We start from the raw sequence: 19,680 nt of genomic DNA, 5'->3' as shown, positions 1-19,680 counted from the left end.
TTAATACTCTATGAAAACAACACCACGTTTTGAAGCTGCTATAAAAAAGCTATATACTGCTTTTCACAACAACACTCTTTACCCAGAGTGTTGCAAGCAATGTGCTGTTGGTAATATTTTAGATAATACCGATAGTTGGAAACACATATCAGATTTTCATGGCTCCCTTAAACTAAATTATGTTGGGAAAATACACCAAAGTTTTGGTAGAAAATTTAATGGATATTCGCCTTTAGAGCTATTACAAATTGAAGCTGCGTTTTTAAAAGCTTGTGGTTTTGAGCTACCGCTTCATTATAAAAACAAAAAACCTAAAAATCCAACCAATAAAAATGTCTTATTCAACGGGCTTTCTAAAGTTATTGAACTGTTATGTGTATTAGATAACATAGCTAACGTAATGGATTATCAACAGCTATTTGAATTTGAAAAGGCTAACGTTCTAGCATAAAAAAACCAACTCATATTGAGTTGGTTTTTTGTTTTATATGAGACCCTTCGACTACGCTCAGGGTGACATTCTTAGTTAATTATCGATTAGCGACCTATCCTCCAAAGTCATCAAATCTAATATTCTCATCGGCAAGACCAAAGTCTTCACCCATTTTCTGAACCGCTTTATTCATTAATGGTGGTCCACAAAAATATAATTCTATATCTTCAGGAGAATCGTGATGCGCTAAGTAATTATCTATTACACAATTGTGAATAAACCCAACAAAACCATCACCTTCAGTATCATTAATATCTTTCTTCACTTTCCAGTTATCTGCCTCTAATGGGTCTGATAAAGCGATGTAGAATTTAAAATTCGGGAAATCTTTTTCTAATGCTTTAAAGTGGTCTAAATAAAACAATTCTGCCTTAGAACGTCCACCGTACCAATAGGTAACTTTTCTACCAGTTTTTATCGTTCTGAATAAATGATATAAATGTGAACGCATTGGTGCCATACCAGCACCACCACCTACGTATAACATTTCAGCTTCAGACTCATTAATAAAGAACTCACCATAAGGTCCTGAGATGGTACACTTATCACCTTTCTTTAAATTAAAGATATAAGATGATGCTACACCAGGATTTACATCCATCCAACCGTTTTTAGCTCTATCCCATGGTGGCGTTGCAATACGAACGTTTAACATAATCTCACGTCCTTCTGCTGGGTAAGAAGCCATAGAATATGCACGCTCTACCAACTCATCATTCTTCATTACTAATGGCCAAAGACCAAATTTATCCCATTCTGCTTTAAACTTATCTGGCGTTTCATGCTCTTCAGGATGCGCTGTAATATCCATATCTGAATATTTCACTTCACATGGTGGAATTTCAATTTGAATATACCCCCCTGCTTTGTAACCCATATCCTCAGGAATTTCAACAACAAACTCCTTAATAAATGATGCTACGTTGTAGTTACGTACTACAACAGCATCCCATTTCTTAATTCCGAAAATCTCTTCAGGAATAGAAATATCCATATCCTGCTTTACTTTAACCTGACATGCTAAACGCACACCATGTTGAAGTTCTTTTCTACTAAAGTGAGGTGTTTCTGTTGGCAAGGCTTCACCTCCACCAGAATTAACGTGACACTCGCACTGAATACAAGTTCCACCTCCACCACAAGCAGATGGCAAGAAGATTTTTTCGTTTCCTAAAGTAGATAATAAAGTACCTCCAGAAGCTACTTCAATTTCTTTTTCACCATTAATGGTAATCTTTACAGGTCCTGATGGTGATAATTTTTGTTTTACAAATAATAACAACCCAACCAATGCAAGTGTTAACACTAAAAAGGCTGCTACAGTCGCTATAATTGTTCCTAATGTACTAGCTAATAATATCATGTTACTCTACTACTTTAATTGTGTTATCAGCGATGTCTTTCTTGATGTCGTTCTCTTCAATCTGCTCCTCTATCAATGCTGTCTTTTCTTCTTTAGGTTCTTCATCACCACCAGTTAACATTCCTCCAAAACTCATAAAACCAATAGCCATTAAACCTGTAATGATAAACGTAATACCTAAACCTCTTAATGCAGGTGGTACATTTGAATATCTTATCTTTTCACGAATAGCTGCAATAGCCAAAATAGCTAAGAACCAACCAATTCCAGAACCTAATCCGTAAACTGTTGCTAAACCTATTGTTGGAATTTCACGAGATTGCATAAATAAAGAACCTCCTAAAATTGCACAGTTTACAGCAATCAGTGGTAAGAAAATACCAAGTGAATTATATAAAGATGGAGAGAACTTCTCTACTACTATTTCTACCAATTGTACCATGGTTGCAATAGTTGCAATAAACATGATAAATGATAAGAAACTTAAGTCATATGATGCAAAGTCTTCACCTAACCATTTTCCTAAAGCACCTGGTTGTAAAATATACTGATCTAATAACCAGTTTAAAGGAACTGTTACCAATAATACGAAGATTACCGCGGCTCCTAGACCAACTGCTGTTGCTACTTTTTTAGATACTGCTAGGTAAGAACACATTCCTAAGAACGTGGCAAACACCATGTTATCTATAAATATTGATTTAAAAAATAATTCTAAATATTCCATGTGTATATCTTCTTTCTAGTGGTCTTCTATTAATGCTTTATTTCTAGAGCGTTGTACCCATATAATAATTCCAACTACAATTAATGCCATTGGAGCTAATAACATAAATCCGTTATTCTCGTAACCTGTAGCATATAATCCTGTTTTCGCAATTGGATCACCTAAAACTTTAAATCCTAATAAAGTACCAGATCCTAATAATTCTCTAAAGAATCCTACTATTATTAATATGATTCCATATCCTAATGCATTACCAACACCATCAAGGAAAGATTTCCAAGGACCATTTCCTAAAGCAAAGGCTTCAAAACGTCCCATGATGATACAGTTAGTAATAATAAGTCCAATAAAAGCTCCTAACTCTTTACTTAATTGATAAGAGAAAGCTTTTAATACCTGATCTACAATAATTACTAAAGCAGCAACTACTGTTAACTGTACAATAATTCTAATCTTAGATGGAATAATATTTCTAATTAAAGAAATAACTACGTTACCTAATCCTAATACAAAGATTACAGAAATAGTCATTACAATTGAAGCTTTCAATTGCGCTGTAATTGCTAACGCAGAACAAATACCAAGTACTTGAATAGTAATTGGGTTATCATCTGCTAAAGGATCTAATATTAACTTTGCGTCTTTTTTTGATAATAGTCCCATAGATTAGTTATTTAAAGTTTTAAAATAAGGCACATACAACTTAAGCTCAGACTTAATCATTGCAGCAACACCATCACCAGTAATAGTTGCTCCGGCAATAGCATCAACCTCATTATCAGTTTTTTCTTCATTTAAAGGATCTCCATTACTTTTAGAAATTGCAATTCCAGCAAAATTTCCAGAAGCATCTTTTAAGTGCTCTCCAATAAAATCGTCCATAAAGAAACGTTCTTTAATATTAGCACCTAAACCTGCTGTTTCACCTTTATGATCAAAATAAGCTCCTTGAACCACCATATTGTTATCCATGGCAACATAAGCCCAAACAGCATCCCAAAGCCCTTTTCCTCTTATAGGGGCTACGTAAAAAGTATTTCCATCTTTCTCACCTACAAATAGTGGTAATCGTCTTTCTATACCTTCTTTAGCATTTGACTGCTCTTTCTTAATATCAATTAAATAAGCTTGTTCATCTTCAACAGCATTTGTTCCTTCAGTAATCACTAATTGTTTAGTAATGTACTTTTTGAACTCTTCTCCTACCACATTATCTGCAACAAAAACCGCACTACTCTCGTCGTTTTCATTTACACCCATGGCATATAGGATGTTTTGCTGCTTTTCAATACGCTTATTTTCATCAATTTTTGGCCTTAATGACGAAGCTACAAACGCCAACAAAGCTCCTACAACTACCACCATTCCTATGGCGAATAGTACTGTATATACATTTGAATCTGTTTTATTACTCATAGCTTAAGCAGTTTTAGCTTTTAAACGTTTCATTCTTTTCTTAACATTTCCTTGAACCACATAATGATCAATAGTTGGAGCAAATACGTTCATTAATAGTATTGCTAACATCACACCTTCTGGATACGCAGGGTTAAATACGCGAATCATTATTGAGATAAACCCAACTAAGAAACCGTAAATCCATTTTCCTTTATTAGTTTGAGAAGCAGTTACTGGATCTGTAGCCATAAACACAGTACCAAAGGCAAAACCACCAATAAGTAAGTGATGCCACCATGTTGTGCTCATTAACCCATAAAACTTGCTGCTTTCTGTTATAACACCAGCATCAACAACCCAGTTGAAGATTAAGCCCATAACTATTGCTCCTAAAGCAGAAGACAACATGATTCTCCAACTTCCTATTTTAGCGAAGATTAAGAATAAACCTCCTAATAATATTAATAAGGTAGAAGTCTCTCCAACCGATCCTGGAATAAATCCGTAGAACATATCCATGATACTATGAGTCACTTCATTATTTTGAGCTAAACTACCAAGTATAGTTTCACCAGAAATAGCATCTGGAGTTCCAGCTCTTTCAACAGCACCATGAACCCAAACTTTATCACCACTCATCCAAGTAGGATACGCAAAGAATAAAAAGGCTCTAATAGTTAAGGCTGGGTTTAGAATATTCATTCCTGTACCACCAAATACTTCTTTACCAATAACAACACCAAACGCAACTGCTACTGCTAACATCCACAACGGAATATCAACTGGAACAATTAATGGCACTAACATACCAGTTACCAAGTATCCTTCTTCAACCTCATGTCCTTTTATAATGGCAAATAAGAATTCAATTCCTAAACCAACACCATAAGAAATAATTACCAATGGTAATATTTTCCAGAATCCAACAAAGAAATTATCAAATGTCCAAAACTCAGCTCCAAAGAAACCACCTGTAAGCGCTTGAATATCTCCTATTGCTAAATGGTGCTGATAACCGGCATTAAACATACCAAAAATCAAACATGGTACCATAGCCAAAATAACGGTATTCATGGTACGCTTTAAATCGTCAGCTGCTTTTATATGTGTACCATTATGAGTAGTCTCATCTGGTAAAAATAAAAACGTGTGTATTGCAGAAAATGCAGGCAACCATTTTTTGCCTTTATTTTTTACTTTAAATTTATGTAATTTACTTTTTAAACTCATTATCCTATCTCTTTAAGCATTAAGTCTAAACCTTCTCTTATAATTTTTTGATGTGGTTGCTTAGACACACAAACAAATTCTGTTAAGGCAAAATCTTCAGGTGCTACTTCATACATTCCTAAAGCTTCCATTTCATCTAAATCCTTATACATGCAAGCTTTTAAAATTTGCATAGGAAAAATATCTAATGGAAATACTTCTTCATAAGTTCCTGTAGTTACAAAAGCACGATGTTCACCATTTGTATTGGTATTTAAATCGTATGCTTTCTTTGGGTTTAACCAAGAAAAAGTTAAAGCTCTTGACGTAGATATTTTATTAAAAATAGGCTTAGTCCATCCAAAGAATTCGTAATCGTCACCTTCAGGAATCACAGAAACAACATTACTGTAATAATCTAAAGCACCATCTGGTTGTACATGCTTTCCGCTAAGAACATCACCAGAAATAATTCTAACATTGGCATCTTTAGAAATACCCTTATCATATACCATAGTTGATACTTCACTACCTATTTTAGTAGTAAAATATCTTGGTTTTTCTACTGAAGAACCAACTAAAGCAACAACACGTTCTGCGTTAAATTTACCTGTTAATAATAACTCACCAATAATTACTAAGTCTTGAGGACTAACTGTCCAAACCACTTCTCCCTTATTTACTGGATCAATTTTGTTGATTTGAGTTCCAACATTTCCTGATGGATGCGGACCAGACACTTTATGAATGGTTGCTCCTGAAACAGATGCTAAAGGCGAATTAGAATTTTTACCTACAGAAACATGTACCGTTCCTTCAGTAAGCTTTCCAAGTGCAGTAATTGCAGCTTGTAATTCTGCTTCCTTCCCTTGTAATGTAAAATCTAAGTCTGCTGCAAGAGGTGCACTGGCATAACCAGAAACAAAAATTGCTTTAGGTGCTTTATCAGGTTTTGCTATCACGTCATACGGACGTTGTTTTACAAACGGCCAACAACCAGAGTTTAGTAATTTACCCAACACTTCTTCCTGTGTTGCTGAATCTACATCTAGCTTACCGTTGTCTTGATAAACTTGCTCTTTGTCTGCTTGAATTTTAATTGCTAAAATTCGTCTTTTTTCACCACGTGCAATTTCAATTATTTCACCAGAAACTGGAGAAACAAATTTTACATTTTCGTTAGATTTATCATAAAAAACAGTGTCTCCTGCTTTTAATTTAGCTCCAACTTTTAAATTCAATTTTGGAATGACGCCGTGGAAATCTTCAGGTCTAATGGTACAAAAATTACTAACAATTGCCATTTCTAACGTTTGTTCAGCTGCACCTTTAAGATTAATGTCTAGACCTTTTTTAATACGAATGTCGTTTGACATATTTTTTTTATTGAGATTAGTTGTCTAAAAATCGGTGCAAAAGTACAAATTTAATATACAGTTTTCATAAAAAATATGTAGAATTTCGCTAACATCTCTAGTCGCCCATTTTTAGGCATAAAATTTGTTTATCTTTACATAAACTATTTCAATACATGCCCTTAAAACTCAATTCGCTTTTATTTTTTTACTTAATATCTTACTTAGGATACGGTCAAATTAAAGAGATAAACCCTCCAGACTTTATTAAAACTATAAATTTTAAAGGAAACACACCTGAAACACAATTACTCGTGCTAAGGCTTGGAGACCCTTTAGTATTAGAATTTGATGCCCTTAACGGAAATGAAGATGATTATTACTATAAAATACAACATTACAATTTTGACTGGGAACCATCAATTTTAGCAAAATCCGAATATTTAGATGGCTTTGACAATCAACGAATTAGAAATTACGAAAATTCATATAATACGCTTCAAATTTATTCAAATTATAAACTCACAATTCCTAATCAATTTACTAGACGATTGAAGAAATCTGGCAATTACCTAATTAGTATTTACAATGATGACGATGAGTTAGTGTTTTCAAGAAAGTTTATGATTTATGAAGACAGAGCCAATGTTGGAATTAGCATAAAACGCTCTAGAGACATTCAATATATTGAAGGAAAACAACGTGTTGAAATAATAATTGCACCTAGAAACATGCAATTAAACAACCCAATGCAAACCCTAAAAACATTGGTAGTGCAAAACAATAATTTAAACACGGCAATATCAAATTTAAAACCGCAATATACTGTTGGCAATCAATTAATCTACAAATATGACACCGAGTCTAGCTTTTGGGGAGGTAACGAATATTTATATTTTGAAAACAAAGATGTAAGAGCTGCAAGTAACGGTGTCTTACGTATTGATTTACAAGATTTGTATCACAACTATTTATACACCAGTATTCAACGCAGCAACAGACCCTACACCTATAATCCAGATATTAACGGTAATTACCTAATTACTAATGTTGATGGTGGAGACCCAAGCATTGAGTCTGATTATGTTTGGATGCATTTTTCATTAAGACCAAACCCCGATTTTGACACAAATACTTCTGTCTTTATTTATGGTAATTATAATAATTATACCCTAAATGAAAGTAACAAAATGACATTCGATACTTCTCGAAATATTTATACAGGATCCCTTCTATTAAAACAAGGTTTTTACAATTATAAATTTGTTACTCTTAATAGTGATACTGTTAACGAAGGTGCTATTAGCGGAAACTTCTACCAAACCGAAAACAATTATAAAGTTTTAGTGTATTACAGAGATTTAGGGGGACGTTATGATAAAATTATTGGACTAGGAGAAGCAAGTTCTGTTAATATTAGCAATTAAAACAGGTATTTTAACTATTTTTTTAATGGTAGGGTTTAAAAAATGCTATTTTTGCTGTTTAAACCTATTGTCTATCAGTAATTAACATGGTACAACAAGTAACCAAAGGCATAAAAATTTCAGTCGAAACCACTTTCGAGGGCTCGTTTTATAGAAATTATAAAATACAGTATGCTTTTGGATATAAGGTGACTATTGAAAATCAGAGCAAAGATTCTGTACAGTTATACGCACGTCACTGGGAAATTCTAGACGCCTTAAATAATGAAGAAATTGTGGATGGTGAAGGTGTTATTGGTAAAAAACCTGTTATCAAACCAGGTGAATCTCACACCTATACATCTGGCTGCCTACTTACCTCTCCGTTTGGAGCTATGCAAGGGTATTACAGTATGGTAAACTTTACTACCACTAAAAAATTCAATGTAGATATCCCGCCTTTTAAACTAAGTGCTACGTTTGCAATAAATTAGGGCGTTACCCTTCGGGTCGGGCTTTTCGCTATATCTTTTTCTCGATACTCAAAAAAGGATGCCGCTGCAATCCCTAACGCGGAAGTCAATTGCGGTCTAAAATTTCATTAATTTACTTTTGTCTAGAAATTATTAATATTTAGATAAGGTTTCAATCAACCTTTCACAACCGCCATTTTTTATGAAACTTGTATGGTCTTGAATACTTTTAAATTCCCTTCCTATAATTTCAGAGCATAAAATCTTAGAGTTTGTTGCTTTATAAAAAATATCTAGAGAATTCTTTGAATAAGGATTAGTCATTGATGTTTTTTTAGCAACTTCCCTACACCATTTAAGAGATTTCATCCAAACTGCTGCTGCTAATGCGCCACATGCTGCTCCACATAAACCTAGCCCACCTGCAAAACCAGATACCATTACTACCTCCTCTTTACTTGCTCCCATTTTTTCAGCAACTTCGCTAGCACAACTTATACACATTTCAGAATCATTTTTTTGAATACCGGACAATCCATCCATGGCAGATTTCACTGCTTCAGGCGCCCACTTTTCAGCTAAATAAAAACAATGTAAAAATCTTCCTGAAAAAAAATATTTAGCCATACTTAGTTTACTTGAAAAATTACAACGAGTAATTTCTCTGCAATTAATAGTGTGTTCTCGGTTAGAAAATGACACCATTACTTTTTGTGTTGCATTTATAGCAACCTTTATAGCCTGATTTTGATCTTTGCATTTCCGATACGCTTCTGCACCAACAGCTAAAGAAGCTCCCCACAACATACCACATTGGTGCCCTTGTTGCATTATTCCGCCTGCTAAGGTGTCTGAAGCACGTTCCTCAAGTTCTTTGAGATAACCAAATTCCCTATTTAAAATATAAAAAAAAGTACGTGAGCAAGTTCCTAACTTTCTAAAAACCTTTTTACCATCCTTAGGACCATCTACAATATTTTTAACATCATAATTCATCGTACAGCCGTTTCTATAATTTAGAAATTTACCAACAACAAAAATATAATCCTATGACATTCATCATTTTACATAAATAACTTAAGCAATTTACCGGTCATTTCAGAATCAAGTAAAAATAAAAACCTTAAAGATTGGAATCTTAAGGATAGTATTAATAAAACTAATGGGGTTTACTTCTAAATATCTTGCTTTTAAGAAGGACAAATACTCTAGGCTTTTCTTTCAAACCTAAAAACCCTTTCATTCTGTTTTACATGAAAGAATTTGCAATTGGAATAATGCACAAACTGAAAGGTTTCTTTATAAACAAACCCGTTATCTTCAACTCTAAATATAGTATCTACATCAATATTACCATAAGGAGACAAACGCCTAAAACGATATTCCAATTCATTTTCTGTTTGGTGTAACTCAAACCAAGCTCCTGCAGCAATTCCAGATAACCACTGGCCCTTTTCATGAACTTCATCATTGTGCTTCGGCTCTAAAGTGCCTACCAAATTAACTTTATGCTCTTTGAGTTTATCTAAAAAGCATCGTAAGTTTTCACTTTTTTGCGAGCCTGTAAACTCAGAAATTACTCCAGTTTCAGACACCTCATAAACCTGATTTTCAGTATCAGCTAACAATACGTTGCCAACGGTGCTAGGTGTAAACCACTTAGATTTTACAAGTCGTTTTTTAATAGTCTTATCAGTAACAGAAGCAATTAAACTATCAGTCACAAAACGGGCACAATTACAGGCGTCTTTTATAAAAGCAGCATACCTTATAAAATGCTTTTCCTGCATCAAAGTTATATGAGCTCTAGCTTTTTTGTAATCTACTGCATTACAAACCGAGGCCACCAACTTTCCATCACCATGTGTTAGTTTAGGGTGCGTACCTAAAAACTCGAGAATATCATTTAGGTTTTTTATCTCTTCATTTTCAATCTCAGCTTTTAAGGGAAAATGCAGTTCATTGTCAGTATCTCTTCCACGTACGCGTCCCGTAGGTTCTGGTGTTATATAACGTCCAAAATCATGGTATTCTAAAATACCTGTAGACTTATCAATAAGTACCAAAGCGGCATGACCTGCACGTAAATAATTCTTTTTACCAACGCCCAAATAGCGTAAAAAAGGAGAAAACCATTCCTCAGATACCATAACAATAGTATCGGGATACGCTAGTGTTAAAATAATTCCGGTATTATTCATTAACTTTTTGAGGTAAACTAATGGTTTTATTAGCTATGGTTCCGTCTTGTAGGTTTTCATAAGACATTTCTAAATCATCACCATGTTTTTCAACTTGGGTAATACTCGTAGTTTTTACAAAATGTCTATCCATTATAACGCCATAATCGGTATTATCTCCTCCAGCCTGGGAATGAAATTGCATTAAAGTATGCGCATTCAATTCATTATTAATCTTAAAATCCTTAAACCATTGTTGGCGTTCAGCTTTCATGTCTTCATTATACAAGGTAGAAGATGACCATAACTTTGGTTCTAGCGGCAATTCTGAAATGTGTTTATCAATACCATCCCAAACCAATTCAAAAAACTTTACATCTGTATTCCAATCAGCAATTACCATGGTAAATGGTTCAATATCTTCTAAATCATAAGCCTTTATTAAATCAAGTAAATCCTCAGCAATCAAAACATCCTTAGCAACCAAGCCTCTACTCTTTCTGTATTCAGCCTTACGTTCATGAATAACAAATCCACCATTTAACACACAAATCAATCTGTTTTTGTCACTTACACCTATCCAAGTACCATCAGATAATTCATCTTTAGGAAATAGCGTTTTCACACCTTCAATACTATAAAACTCAGGAGATAAAGAAACCCGATTAGGTGCTTCGTCTCTATTAGAAGTTAAAACAAAATCATTGTTTCCTTTCGGAATAATTGTAACAGTACACATGAAAATTGTAGTCTTAATACCGTGAAGCAACTTACAAAAAATAAACTTTAAATAATACTATATAGCACTTTTGAATTCCATAAGAACGGTGCCACACGCCAACCTATTCTCATTATCAACGCCACTAAACACGCCTTCTTGAGATTTCTGATTGTTGTTTAAATAATATGTTTTTAAGTAAACATCCACTCTATCTAAAACAATTAATCCAGCAAACTTAAAACTAAAATGAAGTATCGATCCTTTATTCAAAAGTTTAAAATCATCTTCCTCTAAATATATCTCTTCGTTTAATAACTTCATTTTGTAATCTGAACTTGAAATTTCTAATTTCAATTCTTGTTGACTATCAGTGTTTGTAATAAAAGTAAAGAAATAAACACCAGGTATTCTTTTATAGATAGCAGCATAAGGTGCATCTGCAGATAATTCATGATAGTGTTTAGCCACTATATTTTTAGCAACAATTCTACTATTTCTGAGTTCTTGTGCTATATAAGCGGGGATATGGATGTCTTTAGACTGTGCTTCCATTTCCTCCTTAGTACTACATTTTTCAAAAATACTTTTTCCTGCTACTGGCTGCGTATAAATATCAAATGTTGAATATGTGCCAACTAAATAATTTGTATTTGCGGGATCGTTATGCCCTATATAATAAATTTCACTACCGCCTTCTACTAGTTTACCATCCAACAATGTCTTGGTATTAATATGTAAAGTGTCTTCACGCCTTACAATTGACCCATAATTATAATGTGTTTTATAAGATCCGTCGTCTTGTGGATATACATAGGTATGTTGAATCTTTCTAAATCCTTCAGAAATAATAGTCTGACCCTTTAATAGACTATTATCCTCGCCAAAATAGTAACTAATATAATAATAAGTTTTAGTGCTGTCTTCATTATAAAGTAAAGCCAATTGCTCTTTGGTTATACTTAAATCTTTTTTATGGGCGTCAAAAAATTCCTTAATATTATCATAACCCAAATACAACAAAACAATTGACTTATAATATCTATTCAATTTTATAATGGGCCTTCCTTTATGCGCCTGCCGTGTTTTATCATACAAATATTTTCCATTTATAAATTCTGTTCCAACATCCTCAAAATCTGTCTTTAATGAAGGTTTAGATTCATCAAAGTCTCCATAACCATATAATTGATAATTCTTCGGAAGCTTTTTAAGATTATGTCTTTTTAAAAATGAATTATGAATATCTTCAATTAAAAGCTTGAAAAATTCAGAGGTTAGAGTCAACGCATAATCTTCTATTTTTTTCATAATATTATTATTTGTACATTAAAATTATTAAAAATATTATTATTAATTAAAATTAATGATAATAAATTTTTGTTACTATAATTTTACGCTGTAACAAAAAAAACTATTACACAATGAAACGCATTCTATTTTTATTGATTTTTCTTCCTGCTTTTGGCTGGAGTCAAAACTTAATTGTTTCAGGAAAAGTATCTGATGTTAATAATGCAATTCCAGGGGCAAATATTATTGAAAAAGGAACTTCTAACGGAACTACATCTGACTTTAATGGTAACTTCGAAATATCGGTATCATCCAATAATGCAGTTTTAGTATTTTCTTTTATAGGCTATACCTCTCAAGAAATTACTGTAAATAAACAATCATCTATTAACGTGGTACTACAAGAAGATACAGAAGCTTTAGAAACAGTTGTTGTTCAAGGTTTTTCCGGAGTTATTGGTAAAGCCAGAAAACGTACAGGCTCTATTCAAACCACACCAGAATCGGTAACCGCTTTAAATGCTGAAGGCATTGAAAGTGCCGGAATAACAGATATAAGTTCTTTTTCAACATTAGTTCCAAACTTGAAGTTCAATTCTGCTCAAGCCATAGGTTTAAACTTTATCACTGTAAGAGGTATTCCTCAAGTTAGAGGCGGAGACGCTCCTTTGGCTTTCGTTATTGATGGTGTTACCATACCAGACCCTAGTTTATTAAGCCAAGAGTTATATGATTTGGCTTTGGTAGAAGTAGTAAAAGGTCCGCAAGGTGCCTTATATGGTAAAAATGCAATTGGTGGTGCAGTTAATATTTACACCAAAGACCCAACAAATAAAGCTTCTAATCGCATTAAACTAGGAATGGGTAATGGTGGTAGTTTTCAAACACAGTTTATTTCATCTGGTGCTATAGCCAAAGACAAGGTGTTTTATAGATTTTCTTCTCAATACAAAAATTTTGATGGCCTACTTACAAACGACATTTTAAATGAAAATGTTGATTTCATGAAAGATATTAATATTAGAGGTCAAATTAAAGCAAATTTATCTAATAGAATTACTTTATCAGCTACCTATCAGCATTTTAAACTAGATGGCGGAGCTACATATTATTCTGTAAATCCAACTGGTTTTGAGGGTGAATTTCCAGGTGGAATTCTTAATCCTAATCCAAAAGATGGAAACAATATTATAGCTTCCGATGTTTTAGGAACGTCTGATATGATAAACAACTATGGAAACCTAAAAGTGGATTTTAAATTAGGAAAAGTTAAGCTACAGAGTATTACTTCATTAAATAAAGTAGAAAGATCAACATTTGGTGATTTAGATTTTATTGATTTGGATATATTCACTCAAGGAGAAGAAGCTATTACAAAAACATTTAATCAAGAAATTAGAATCAACAACACCAATTCAGACACTAATTTTGATTGGAGCTTTGGTGGTTTTTATCAAAAAATTGAAAAGGATATTTATCAAAACGGCACTGAAGGAGTAGATGCTGAATTTGGACCAGCAGAATACGATGTAGCCGATTTTATAAATGAAACCAAGACCATTGCCTTATTTGGATTTGCTGACTATAAACTCTCGGACAAACTTACCGCATCAGCTGGCTTTAGATATGATATTGACAAATTCAATCAAGAAGATTTTTTATTTGTAACAAAATCCGACAGAGATAATAATGAGTTTCAACCTAAAATTTCCTTATCATACGAGCCATCAAAAAATGTATTGTTCTATGCAAACTATGGTAGAGGCTATAGAAATGGTGGATTTAATGCTGATGCTACGGACCTTTTCAACAGAAGTTTTGATGATGAAACATCTGATAATTATGAATTTGGATTTAAGACCACTACATGGGAAAACCGCTTTATTTTCAACGGCTCTATTTTTAGTTCTAAATTAGATAATCAACAACAGTATATTTTAGACCTAAACACTTTTATTGCTGGTGTATATAATTATAAAGAAACAAAGGTATTTGGATTTGAATTAGATACTCGAGCAAGGTTATCAAACTATTTAGATGTATTTGCAAGCTTTGGTATATCAGATGCAGAAATTATTGATGGTGGAACAACTGGTGGTACAAACGGAAATACTACAGATAACTCTAATTATAATGGAAATAAAGTTCCTTTTGTTCCTGTAAGTACTTTTGGAATTGGTTTAGAATCATCGTTCAATATTACAGACGACTTGAAATTTAATGGATTCCTAAATCTAGACAGAACTGGAAAAACATATTGGCATGAAAGTAATAGAACTGAGCATACTACAGATGCCTATGCACTATTAAATGCTAGAATGGGTTTTTCATTTAAAAATTGGAGACTTGATGTTTGGGGTAAAAATTTAACCGACAAACAATACTACCAAGAATTTTCACCAGGGGAATTTGTAGGAAGTCCTGATGATGTAGCATGGAGAGGTCAACCATTAGCAATTGGCACTTCACTGGCATTAAAATTTTAATATAAAACCCTATTTAATGCGGTGCATAAACCAAATGGAATCCTGGTTCTTTCATTAAACAAACAATTAATAGTATGATAGCTGATTATTTTTTAGAACACACAAAAATATCTAAAGTCTTAATTGAAGATATGTTTCAGGTTAAACCTGGTGAAACAATTGCTATTACAGGAGATTCTGGTTCTGATAGAGATTTGGCGGACGCCTTGGCAGAGGCGGTATTTTCGGTTGGAGGAAAACCTTTAATATTATGGACCCCAAAGGCAGCACATGATGGACATGCTGGCGAAATTGATTTACCTGCAAAAGCCCTAACAGCAGCACTCTGTAAAGTAGATGCTTGGATAGAAATTGGCTCATCAGTTATGCTTTATTCTCATATTTGGGAAACAGCTTTTTCAAAAAACAAAAAATTAAGATACTTGGTATTAGGCAATTCTTCTGTTCAATCTTTAATGAGAACTTTTGTAGGTTTTGATGTTGATGTGTTAAATAGCTTTCTTTTAAAAGTGAAAGCAATGACTGAAAAATCAAAAACTATTAGAATTGTTAGTGATAATGGCACAGACGTATCATACGAAACAGATGCAAATTATATGTTTGACATTGATAGTGGAGATTACTCTAAGCCCATTTTTGGAACAGCCCCTGGTTATGTTAATGTAGTGCCAAAAACAGGTAGTATGAACGGCACCATTGTATTTGATTTGTTAATGAACACCAATGTTTATGATACTAAAAACTCTGTAGAGTTTAAAATGAAAAATGGTACTATTGAAACCATAAATGGCGGTGAAGAAGCAGAAAATTTCAAAAGTTATATAGCATCATTTCATGACCCAAATATGTATAAAATTTCACATAATATGTTTGGATTCAATCCAGGAGTTAGAGCTTTAAGTGGTGAAATAGTTGAAGATGAACGCATTTGGGGAGGTGTTGATTTTGGATTTGGACATACTAGTCCAATGGACATGCCCCCATACGGTCAACCTGCGAAATCACATTTTGATGGCGTTGTTGAAAAAGTAAGTATCTTTTTAGACGACATACAAATTGTTGACAATGGTGAGGTATGTCACCCGATACTTAAACCATTGGCCGAAAAATTACTTAATAACTAATAAATCATGGAGCCATCCAACCAATATACAAATACTAAGGTTCAACCTAAAGACTTTACTTCCGGATGGCTAATAGCACTAATTATTGCAGGTACAGGACTATCACTTCCAACACTTTATCTAGGTTCTGAAATTGCCTTGAACCTAGGTTTAAAAAATGCATTAGTAGCTTTTGGTATTGCAACACTTGTTTTAACGCTTATGTGTATGGCAACAACTGTGATAGGTAACCGTTCAAGATTATCAACGTATATGATATTACATTTTAGTTTTGGTGAAAACGGAGCTAAAGTTGTAAATACTATTTTCGGAATCACTTTAATAGGATGGTTTTCCGTGGCTTTGGAATTATTAGCTATAGCAATAAAAGATGCCGCATTCGATGCATTTGAAATAACAATTTCTAAGTGGGCAATCATTATTTTAGCAAGCTTATTTATAACAATCACTACGATTTTCGGAATTAAAAGTTTAGAGAAGTTGGCCAACATAGTCATACCAATACTAACTTTATTTTTAGGATTTGTAGTTTACAAATCCATTGGAGAACTAGAATCGCTTCAAAAGCTATTTCATAATCATAACCAAGATTCTAACATGACTTTGTTTGATGCCACCTCAATATTAGTTGGTTCTGCCATTCTTTTCCCCGTATTAATGGCAGATTTCTCCAGATTCATAAAAAATGACAGACACAGTTTAATAGCTGTCTTAGGCATCACCATAGGTTTTCCTGTTGCACTAACTTTTAGTGCCATACCATCTTTACAAACGGGTGAAGTTGATATAATTAAAATCATGAGAGAAATTAACTTGGTAATTCCTGCCATAATTTTGTTGTTTATATCCACTTGGGTTACAAACGCCACAAACTTGTACTCTGCTGTCTTAACATTTTCAACCATTAAACAAAAATGGTCTTTTAAAAAAATGTCTATAGTAGCCAGTATTATAGGAACAACCTTATCTATTCTTGGGTTTTCAGATTACCTTTTCGAATTTTTAGAATTTCTAGGAATTTTGGCTCCATCAATTTCTACCATATATATTATTAATTTCTTTTGGGTAAAAAAACAGGAATACCTTTTAAAAGATATTACCAAATGGGAATCTTCGGCCCTTATTAGTTGGATTTTAAGTTCAACAATAGCCCTTTTAACATATTTAGAAATATTTCAATTAACAGGCGCATATTTTGTGGATTCATTTATTTTGGGAGGCTTGTTTTACTTCATATATAAAAGAAAAGAGATTTTAAAATAATTTAAAATTATGCAAGAGGTATTAATAAAATCTAAAGTATTTATTAAAAAGGAAGCGCAATACGGAGCACACAATTACCAGCCGTTACCTATTGTTTTTGAAAAAGGCGAAGGTGTTTTCGTTTGGGATCCAGAAGGAAATAAATATTATGATTTTCTATCTGCATATTCTGCAGTAAATCAAGGACATTGTCACCCAAAAATAATAAATGCATTAATTCATCAAGCTCAAAAACTCACCTTGTCTTCAAGAGCATTTTTTAATAGTAAGTTGGGAGACTATGAGGAATTTATAACATCTTTATTTGGTTTTGACAAAGTTCTACCTATGAATACAGGAGCAGAAGCTGTTGAAACAGCCATTAAAATTTGCAGAAAATGGGCGTATGAAAAAAAAAGAGTTCCATATAATTGTGCAGAAATTGTTGTTTGTAAAGGCAATTTTCACGGTAGAACAACTACGATAACTTCATTTTCTACAGATGGAAATGCTCGTAATAATTTTGGACCTTATACTCCAGGTTTTATTACTATTCCATATAATAATTTAGAAGCACTTGAAAACGTGCTAAAAAATAACACCAATATTTCTGGGTTCCTTGTAGAACCAATTCAAGGGGAAGCTGGAGTTTTTGTTCCATCCGAAGGCTATTTATCGGGTGCTAAAAAAATATGTCAAAAATATAACGTCTTGTTCATAGCCGATGAAATTCAAACGGGAATTGCCAGAACTGGAAAAATGCTTGCTATAGACCATGAAAATGTAAGAGCTGACATACTTATTTTAGGAAAAGCTATATCTGGTGGAGTATATCCGGTTTCAGCAGTCTTGGCCAGCAACGAAATTATGAAAGTCATACAACCCGGGCAACATGGCTCCACATTTGGAGGGAATCCTTTGGCTTGTGCAGTAGCAAAAGCTGCCCTTAAAGTAATTATTGATGAAAATCTTCAAAGTAATGCACTAGTACTAGGGAAGGTTTTCAGAAAAAAGATGCAGAAAACCGTCGAAACCTTAGATATTGTGACCGAAGTCCGAGGCAAAGGATTACTAAATGCAATTGTTATAAATACAGATGAAATGTCAACTCTTGCGTGGGATATATGTTTAAAATTAAAAGAGAACGGATTACTAGCTAAACCCACCCATGGTAACAAAATTAGGTTTGCCCCACCTTTGGTGATAACAAAAACTCAGCTTGATGAATGTATTGAAATTATTGAAACCACATTAATGTCATTCTCATGAAAAACATTAAAATAATAAAAAACCGTTCAGACATTGGGGCTGGAACGAGGGGAGCTGACCTAGGAATTGATGCTATGGAAATTGCTGCAATAAACATGAATAATGACTTTTTTAATCATATTCCTTTTGTTGATGTAAAAACCCATAATGAAACCATTTATAATAAAGTAAATTCCAGTTCTGCCAAACGTATTAAATTTGTTGAAGAACAATGCCAACGTGTTTCAGATGCTGTAAAAGAGACCTTACTAAATAATGAAACGCCTATAGTACTATCTGGTGACCATTCTTCGGCTTTAGGCTCCATTTCTGGTATAAAAGCCGCTATGCCAAAGTCTCGTCTGGGTGTTATTTGGATAGACGCTCATGCAGATTTGAATTCTCCCTACACTACTCCATCAGGAAACATTCATGGCATGCCTTTGGCCGCAGCCTTGCATCAAGATAACACTGAAATGCAAAATAATAGACCAAATGACGAAACTATCAGCTATTGGAATAAGCTGAAAAACTTAGGTACCAATTTTCCGAAATTCGAGCCAGAAGATTTAATATTTTTTGGGGTTCGAGATACCGAAGAGGCAGAAGATGTACTTATTAAAAGATTAAATATTAAAAACTATACCGTTCCAGAAGTTAGGTTTAGAGGAATAAGCACATGTATTAAAGAAGCCATTGAAAGACTCTGGAATTGTGACAAATTCTACATTACATTTGATGTTGATAGTCTAGATTGTGATTTTGTATCTAAAGGCACTGGGACCCCAGTATCATTTGGTTTTAGTCCAGATGAAGCGAAACAACTTATTACCGGCTTTTTAAGAACCGAAAAAGTTGTTTGCCTTGAGGTATCTGAGGTAAATCCTCTGCTAGATAACAAAGGAAACAAAATGGCTGAAACTGCTTTTGGTGTTTTAGATTATACTTTAAAGCAAAAAACATAA

At 33.5% G+C, this 19,680-nt stretch carries 18 protein-coding genes; 8 read left to right on the top strand and 10 right to left on the bottom strand.

Annotated elements, in window-relative coordinates:
• Positions 1-10: 10 nt before the first annotated feature.
• Positions 11-451: a Na(+)-translocating NADH-quinone reductase subunit F gene (locus FUA22_RS02150; RefSeq protein ID WP_147766129.1), complete on the top strand. Its 441-nt coding sequence runs from the start codon at positions 11-13 to the stop codon at positions 449-451.
• A gap of 94 nt (positions 452-545) precedes the next feature.
• Here the strand turns inward: FUA22_RS02150 and nqrF are convergent, their stop codons facing one another.
• The 6 genes from nqrF to FUA22_RS02120 are packed head-to-tail and all read right to left on the bottom strand — an operon-like array spanning position 546 to position 6,566.
• Positions 546-1,856, bottom strand: a complete 1,311-nt coding sequence (nqrF, locus tag FUA22_RS02145) for an NADH:ubiquinone reductase (Na(+)-transporting) subunit F (protein ID WP_147766127.1) — start codon at positions 1,854-1,856, stop codon at positions 546-548.
• A 1-nt stretch (position 1,857) separates the two neighbouring features.
• Positions 1,858-2,583 carry an NADH:ubiquinone reductase (Na(+)-transporting) subunit E gene (gene nqrE, locus FUA22_RS02140; RefSeq protein WP_147766125.1) on the bottom strand — a complete coding sequence of 242 codons (726 nt, stop codon included), beginning with the start codon at positions 2,581-2,583 and terminating at the stop codon, positions 1,858-1,860.
• A 15-nt stretch (positions 2,584-2,598) separates the two neighbouring features.
• Entirely contained in the window at positions 2,599-3,246 is a 648-nt protein-coding gene (locus FUA22_RS02135; RefSeq protein WP_147766123.1) for an NADH:ubiquinone reductase (Na(+)-transporting) subunit D, read from the bottom strand.
• Positions 3,247-3,249: 3 nt separating this feature from the next.
• Positions 3,250-3,999, bottom strand: a complete 750-nt coding sequence (locus tag FUA22_RS02130) for a Na(+)-translocating NADH-quinone reductase subunit C (protein WP_147766121.1) — start codon at positions 3,997-3,999, stop codon at positions 3,250-3,252.
• A gap of 3 nt (positions 4,000-4,002) precedes the next feature.
• Positions 4,003-5,211, bottom strand: a complete 1,209-nt coding sequence (locus tag FUA22_RS02125) for an NADH:ubiquinone reductase (Na(+)-transporting) subunit B (protein ID WP_147766119.1) — start codon at positions 5,209-5,211, stop codon at positions 4,003-4,005.
• On the bottom strand, positions 5,211-6,566 hold the full coding sequence (locus tag FUA22_RS02120) for a Na(+)-translocating NADH-quinone reductase subunit A (RefSeq protein ID WP_147766116.1): 1,356 nt from the start codon (positions 6,564-6,566) through the stop codon (positions 5,211-5,213). The genes FUA22_RS02125 and FUA22_RS02120 overlap by 1 nt, the downstream gene beginning before the upstream one ends.
• A gap of 155 nt (positions 6,567-6,721) precedes the next feature.
• Between FUA22_RS02120 and FUA22_RS02115 the strand changes: the two genes are divergently transcribed.
• Together FUA22_RS02115 and apaG are read left to right on the top strand one after the other, a co-directional pair.
• Complete coding sequence (locus FUA22_RS02115; RefSeq protein ID WP_147766114.1) at positions 6,722-7,972, top strand: type IX secretion system plug protein; 1,251 nt, start codon at positions 6,722-6,724, stop codon at positions 7,970-7,972.
• 86 nt (positions 7,973-8,058) lie between these two features.
• The gene (gene apaG / locus FUA22_RS02110) at positions 8,059-8,445 is read left to right on the top strand and encodes a Co2+/Mg2+ efflux protein ApaG (protein ID WP_147766112.1); all 387 of its coding nucleotides are present in this window, start codon (positions 8,059-8,061) and stop codon (positions 8,443-8,445) included.
• A 132-nt stretch (positions 8,446-8,577) separates the two neighbouring features.
• Here the strand turns inward: apaG and FUA22_RS02105 are convergent, their stop codons facing one another.
• The 4 genes from FUA22_RS02105 to FUA22_RS02090 all read right to left on the bottom strand — a co-directional run bounded on the left by FUA22_RS02105 (position 8,578) and on the right by FUA22_RS02090 (position 12,633).
• Positions 8,578-9,420 (bottom strand): C-GCAxxG-C-C family protein, encoded by an 843-nt coding sequence (locus FUA22_RS02105; RefSeq protein WP_147766110.1) that lies wholly within the window; start codon positions 9,418-9,420, stop codon positions 8,578-8,580.
• Between the two features lie 212 nt (positions 9,421-9,632).
• Positions 9,633-10,625: a DUF6695 family protein gene (locus FUA22_RS02100; protein WP_147766108.1), complete on the bottom strand. Its 993-nt coding sequence runs from the start codon at positions 10,623-10,625 to the stop codon at positions 9,633-9,635.
• Positions 10,618-11,343 carry an NRDE family protein gene (locus tag FUA22_RS02095; protein WP_147766106.1) on the bottom strand — a complete coding sequence of 242 codons (726 nt, stop codon included), beginning with the start codon at positions 11,341-11,343 and terminating at the stop codon, positions 10,618-10,620. Before FUA22_RS02095 ends, FUA22_RS02100 begins: the two co-directional genes overlap by 8 nt.
• Positions 11,344-11,400: 57 nt before the next feature.
• Positions 11,401-12,633 carry a hypothetical protein gene (locus FUA22_RS02090; RefSeq protein WP_147766104.1) on the bottom strand — a complete coding sequence of 411 codons (1,233 nt, stop codon included), beginning with the start codon at positions 12,631-12,633 and terminating at the stop codon, positions 11,401-11,403.
• A gap of 113 nt (positions 12,634-12,746) precedes the next feature.
• Between FUA22_RS02090 and FUA22_RS02085 the strand changes: the two genes are divergently transcribed.
• From FUA22_RS02085 to FUA22_RS02065, 5 genes are all read left to right on the top strand, one after another.
• The gene (locus FUA22_RS02085) at positions 12,747-15,101 is read left to right on the top strand and encodes a TonB-dependent receptor (protein ID WP_147766102.1); all 2,355 of its coding nucleotides are present in this window, start codon (positions 12,747-12,749) and stop codon (positions 15,099-15,101) included.
• Positions 15,102-15,175: 74 nt separating this feature from the next.
• Positions 15,176-16,225 carry a M29 family metallopeptidase gene (locus FUA22_RS02080; protein ID WP_147766100.1) on the top strand — a complete coding sequence of 350 codons (1,050 nt, stop codon included), beginning with the start codon at positions 15,176-15,178 and terminating at the stop codon, positions 16,223-16,225.
• Between the two features lie 6 nt (positions 16,226-16,231).
• Positions 16,232-17,488, top strand: coding sequence for a purine-cytosine permease family protein (locus FUA22_RS02075; RefSeq protein WP_147766098.1), 1,257 nt, complete (start codon positions 16,232-16,234; stop codon positions 17,486-17,488).
• Positions 17,489-17,497: 9 nt separating this feature from the next.
• Positions 17,498-18,736, top strand: coding sequence for an ornithine--oxo-acid transaminase (gene rocD / locus FUA22_RS02070; RefSeq protein WP_147766096.1), 1,239 nt, complete (start codon positions 17,498-17,500; stop codon positions 18,734-18,736).
• The gene (locus FUA22_RS02065) at positions 18,733-19,680 is read left to right on the top strand and encodes an arginase (protein ID WP_147766094.1); all 948 of its coding nucleotides are present in this window, start codon (positions 18,733-18,735) and stop codon (positions 19,678-19,680) included. The genes rocD and FUA22_RS02065 overlap by 4 nt, the downstream gene beginning before the upstream one ends.

Origin of the sequence: Seonamhaeicola maritimus (genome assembly GCF_008056315.1) — a bacterium.
Lineage (GTDB): Bacteria > Bacteroidota > Bacteroidia > Flavobacteriales > Flavobacteriaceae > Seonamhaeicola > Seonamhaeicola maritimus.
The sequence above is the reverse complement of the archived record's forward strand: the minus strand, read 5'-3'. Positions and strand labels throughout refer to the sequence as shown.

Bases quoted from the DNA above. Each gene is read 5' to 3' on its own strand.
- FUA22_RS02150 (WP_147766129.1), top strand. From the start codon at position 11: ATGAAAACAACACCACGTTTTGAAGCTGCTATAAAAAAGCTATATACT.
- nqrF (WP_147766127.1), bottom strand. From the start codon at position 1,856: ATGATATTATTAGCTAGTACATTAGGAACAATTATAGCGACTGTAGCA.
- nqrE (WP_147766125.1), bottom strand. From the start codon at position 2,583: ATGGAATATTTAGAATTATTTTTTAAATCAATATTTATAGATAACATG.
- FUA22_RS02135 (WP_147766123.1), bottom strand. From the start codon at position 3,246: ATGGGACTATTATCAAAAAAAGACGCAAAGTTAATATTAGATCCTTTA.
- FUA22_RS02130 (WP_147766121.1), bottom strand. From the start codon at position 3,999: ATGAGTAATAAAACAGATTCAAATGTATATACAGTACTATTCGCCATA.
- FUA22_RS02125 (WP_147766119.1), bottom strand. From the start codon at position 5,211: ATGAGTTTAAAAAGTAAATTACATAAATTTAAAGTAAAAAATAAAGGC.
- FUA22_RS02120 (WP_147766116.1), bottom strand. From the start codon at position 6,566: ATGTCAAACGACATTCGTATTAAAAAAGGTCTAGACATTAATCTTAAA.
- FUA22_RS02115 (WP_147766114.1), top strand. From the start codon at position 6,722: ATGCCCTTAAAACTCAATTCGCTTTTATTTTTTTACTTAATATCTTAC.
- apaG (WP_147766112.1), top strand. From the start codon at position 8,059: ATGGTACAACAAGTAACCAAAGGCATAAAAATTTCAGTCGAAACCACT.
- FUA22_RS02105 (WP_147766110.1), bottom strand. From the start codon at position 9,420: ATGAATTATGATGTTAAAAATATTGTAGATGGTCCTAAGGATGGTAAA.
- FUA22_RS02100 (WP_147766108.1), bottom strand. From the start codon at position 10,625: ATGAATAATACCGGAATTATTTTAACACTAGCGTATCCCGATACTATT.
- FUA22_RS02095 (WP_147766106.1), bottom strand. From the start codon at position 11,343: ATGTGTACTGTTACAATTATTCCGAAAGGAAACAATGATTTTGTTTTA.
- FUA22_RS02090 (WP_147766104.1), bottom strand. From the start codon at position 12,633: ATGAAAAAAATAGAAGATTATGCGTTGACTCTAACCTCTGAATTTTTC.
- FUA22_RS02085 (WP_147766102.1), top strand. From the start codon at position 12,747: ATGAAACGCATTCTATTTTTATTGATTTTTCTTCCTGCTTTTGGCTGG.
- FUA22_RS02080 (WP_147766100.1), top strand. From the start codon at position 15,176: ATGATAGCTGATTATTTTTTAGAACACACAAAAATATCTAAAGTCTTA.
- FUA22_RS02075 (WP_147766098.1), top strand. From the start codon at position 16,232: ATGGAGCCATCCAACCAATATACAAATACTAAGGTTCAACCTAAAGAC.
- rocD (WP_147766096.1), top strand. From the start codon at position 17,498: ATGCAAGAGGTATTAATAAAATCTAAAGTATTTATTAAAAAGGAAGCG.
- FUA22_RS02065 (WP_147766094.1), top strand. From the start codon at position 18,733: ATGAAAAACATTAAAATAATAAAAAACCGTTCAGACATTGGGGCTGGA.